Annotated in this window: 5 protein-coding genes; 4 read left to right on the top strand and 1 reads right to left on the bottom strand. The window is 67.2% G+C overall.

The genetic code is table 11. The annotated features are described in order from the left end of the window. The 4 genes from AC5RWU_RS23925 to AC5RWU_RS23910 all read left to right on the top strand — a co-directional run. Positions 1-489 (top strand): hypothetical protein (locus AC5RWU_RS23925; RefSeq protein ID WP_494037346.1); only part of this gene is annotated, 489 nt, incomplete at its 5' end. A 218-nt stretch (positions 490-707) separates the two neighbouring features. After that, on the top strand, positions 708-920 hold the full coding sequence (locus AC5RWU_RS23920) for a hypothetical protein (protein ID WP_493986665.1): 213 nt from the start codon (positions 708-710) through the stop codon (positions 918-920). Positions 921-1,226: 306 nt separating this feature from the next. Further along, positions 1,227-1,412: a hypothetical protein gene (locus tag AC5RWU_RS23915; protein WP_493986664.1), complete on the top strand. Its 186-nt coding sequence runs from the start codon at positions 1,227-1,229 to the stop codon at positions 1,410-1,412. 96 nt (positions 1,413-1,508) lie between these two features. After that, a complete protein-coding gene (locus AC5RWU_RS23910; RefSeq protein WP_493986663.1) occupies positions 1,509-2,477 on the top strand; it encodes a pirin family protein in 969 nt (322 codons plus the stop codon). 30 nt (positions 2,478-2,507) lie between these two features. Here AC5RWU_RS23910 and AC5RWU_RS23905 read toward each other — a convergent pair whose 3' ends face one another. Further along, positions 2,508-2,906 carry a hypothetical protein gene (locus AC5RWU_RS23905; RefSeq protein WP_493986662.1) on the bottom strand — a complete coding sequence of 133 codons (399 nt, stop codon included), beginning with the start codon at positions 2,904-2,906 and terminating at the stop codon, positions 2,508-2,510. Between the last annotated feature and the right edge of the window lie 404 nt (positions 2,907-3,310).

Below are 3,310 nucleotides of genomic sequence, written 5' to 3'. Positions count from 1 at the left end.
GTAGCCGCCGCTGCGCCGGCACGGGCAGGAAACTTCCAGAGCCGGAGCCAGGCATTACACCCAGCTCATCCCACAAGCGCCGATATCAGCGCATATGTCGCCATGTGCATCGGTAAGCGAACCGGCGGTGTCTCTGGTGCTGACCGGCTTGCTGTGGCAGGCCTGTGCCCGTACGGGTGTAGCCCTGTGCCGCAGGAACAAACGCCCGGCTGGATCCTCTGCTGCAGGGGCGGCGGGCAGGGCGAAGAACGGAAAAACCGGTCAATGATGATCACTATGGATCCGCACGCGCTGCTGAGCAGGATCAGCCGCATCATGCAGGAACTGACGCCGGACTCGGACACTCTGTCCGTTGACCAGCTTGCCGACCGGATCGGCCAGCGCCTCGATGGCGTGGCCGGGATCAGCCGCAGTGAACTGCTCGTGATGGCCCGGGACCTCAAGCAGAGGCCAGTGGGCCCGGAAGCGGCAGCCGACGATGAACTCTAAGGACCTCCGGCCCGGAAAAACGACCGGAAACGCAGGCACCTGAGGCCGGAGGGGCAAGAGCACCGAAGTATTCACGGAAGCGGTGTCCAGGCCGTAGGCTACCGTCAACCGCAGGCCGGCGGGACCGGTACGGGGCGGGCCGGAGCAGGGACGAGGCAGCAGCACGGGCCGGCACGCAGACAGGACGGGCACCGGCTGGTTCCCGGAAGGGGGAGGGCGTGGAGCAGAACATCAGCAACGAGTGCCTTGACAGGGTCCGGGTGGCCGCCGCGGACAGGGAGTTGCTGCAGTTTGGTCTGGATCAGGCGGATGCCTTTCTGCGGGAGATGATCAAAGAAGGGCTGGCCCAGGGTGTGCCGGTGCCGGATCTGGCCGCCGCCTCCGGCCTGGCGCCGAGACAGATTGAAAGAATAGGACGGACCGGCCGCTAATAACCCGTGCCACCCGCCGTCCCGACGGTCACTCCTCCCGGAGGGCAGGGCCGGCCTGCCGGCGTCCGGCAGGCACTCCGTTCTTCCGGCCCCCGGCCTCGATGAAAATTACCTGGGGCTAATGCCCCTGCCCTGTCCCGGGCCGATGGGCCGGAATCCATCAGGTGCCTGCCACATGGACGCCCCGGAGCGGGACGGGTTCGCCTGAAACGTTCCGCTCCGCCTGTTTAGACGTGTTGGGATCCTGTTTCGATGTGTTTGGATCCTTGCTTCTCCCGGTCCCGCGGCGGTGGGACCATTGAGCGTATGCGCGATGAAGCATCCGAGGCCACCCGGGCCTGCCCGCCCCGCCTGCCGGAAACCGTCAAGGCCGGGCCCGGTCCCGGATCCTCCGCGAACAAGGACCTGCGGGCCCTGTGGCGCCGCCGTGACGAGGCCGAGGAAAAACTGCGGCAGCGCGTGGAATCGGCCAAAAGAAAAACCGGCGGATAAGCCCTCCGCCGTCCTCTTATCCGGTCCGGGCGCCTTCCCTCTCCGGCGCCTTTCCCGGCAGTACCGGCTCAGAGAGCCGCCATGAGGAAGTACACGATGAGCAGTGTGGAACGCGCTGAGCACGCCGTTGCGGAGATTGTGGATCCGCGGACCGTCCGGCCGTCCCGGCCGGACGGTGTTGCTGTCCGCCGGTCCCTGCCCCATCGGCGGCGGACCCTGATCGGCCCGTGGTGCCTGATCGACCGTTACGGGCCGCAGGACCTCTCGGCCACCGGCGGTGTGCGGACCCCGCCGCACCCCCACACCGGGCTGCAGACCCTCCACTGGCTTTTCAGCGGCCGGATTGAGCACCGTGACAGCGCCGGCAATCACGCCGTCATCGGCCCCGGTGAGGTCGCCCTCATGACGGCCGGGCGCGGGGTCTGCCATTCGGAGGTATCCGTCGAAGGCACCACGGTTCTGCACGGACTCCGGCTCTGGATTGCCCTGCCCGCCGGAGCCCGGTTCACCGACCCCGGCTTCACCCGGTACGCACCGCCGGCCGCCGACGGAACCGGGCATGAAGTGCGGGTACTGCTCGGCTCCCTTGCCGGCAGCGCCTCACCGGCCCGGACATTCTCACCACTGATGGCAGCCGAAATCACCCTTCATGCCGGCGGACAGGCGCAGCTGGCCGCGGACGCATCCTTCGAATACGGCATCCTCGCCGTCGAAGGCAGCCTCACCTGCAACGGCACCGCCCTGACCCCCGACACGCTGGGATACCTGCCTGCCGGAACCGGAACCCTCACGCTGTCCGCGTTCCGGTACACCCCGGCCCGGGCCCTGGTGGTAGGCGGCAGACCACTGGGTGAACCCATCGTCATGTGGTGGAACTTCATCGGCCGCTCCCACGGGGAAATCGCCGACGCCCGCTCCGGCTGGCAGGAACAGATCGGCCCCGGACCCTTTATCCCGGCCCCGCCCGGTTACCGCCAGGCACGCTTCGGAACCGTCCCCGGAAACACCCTGCCCCCGCTGCCAGCACCCGAACTGCCCTCCGCCCCGCTCCCCCGCCGCAGCTAACCACCACCGATGACGGCCCGGGTCTTGCAGTTATGCAGCAATGGCGGCGTTGAACGTCACCGGGATTTCTTCTGCAGCTTCCAGAGGAGCCAGCAGAAGGTTGTACTGGGCCGCGGTAAGCAGCTGCGGGCAGGCCAGTGCCAGCTGTGCCAGCTGCAGGGCCGCAACCATCCAGTACGTTCCGCAGATGCCTCCCATGGTTTCGACGACCAGGGAGCGGACGGCGGCCGCATCCACGGTCCGGGCCTGACCGCTCAGGGCAATCCGGGCCGGCATGTGCTCGACATGCCGCTGGACCTGCCGGTCTTTGGCAGCCACAATGTGCAGCTGCTCCGGCGTCCACCGGCGGTCCAGAACCCGGTCCCGTGCCTCTACTGTTCGCGCCGACGACCGGGGCGCAGGTCCCACCTGCTGGATTACTGCGGCCATTGCCCTCTTGCCTCTCCACCGAAGCCGCCTGCTCCCCTGCATGCGGTTCCTCCGGTGGCTGATAGGAAATTCTAGTGATTTATACAAGACATACAAGGCCTTTCCGGGCCTCCTTGTCCCTGCCGGCATCCCGGCCGGTGCGCCCGGCTGTCCCGGCAGGTAGTATGTGTTCCACATCCCCCGTACTGCCGTGAAGACTCCCGCGACCATCCAAGGCCCCTTTAGGGAGTGGTTTCCATGGCGACCGAACCCGCCGAGCCCGCATCCAGGATCGATCTTCCAGAATCAGCAGGCGAGACCGCCCTGTCGACCTTTGAGGTCACCGTGCGCATCCGCCGTTTCAACCCCGAACTGTCCGACCAGGCGCACTGGGAGGACTTTCCTCTGACCATGCAGGGGACGGA

It is taken from the genome of Arthrobacter sp. B0427-1-12 (genome assembly GCF_059092905.1).
The sequence above is the reverse complement of the archived record's forward strand: the minus strand, read 5'-3'. Positions and strand labels throughout refer to the sequence as shown.

Excerpts from the sequence above, each read along its gene's own strand:
- AC5RWU_RS23915 (WP_493986664.1), top strand. The coding sequence starts at position 1,227 with ATGCGCGATGAAGCATCCGAGGCCACCCGGGCCTGCCCGCCCCGCCTG.
- AC5RWU_RS23905 (WP_493986662.1), bottom strand. The coding sequence starts at position 2,906 with ATGGCCGCAGTAATCCAGCAGGTGGGACCTGCGCCCCGGTCGTCGGCG.
- AC5RWU_RS23910 (WP_493986663.1), top strand. The coding sequence starts at position 1,509 with ATGAGCAGTGTGGAACGCGCTGAGCACGCCGTTGCGGAGATTGTGGAT.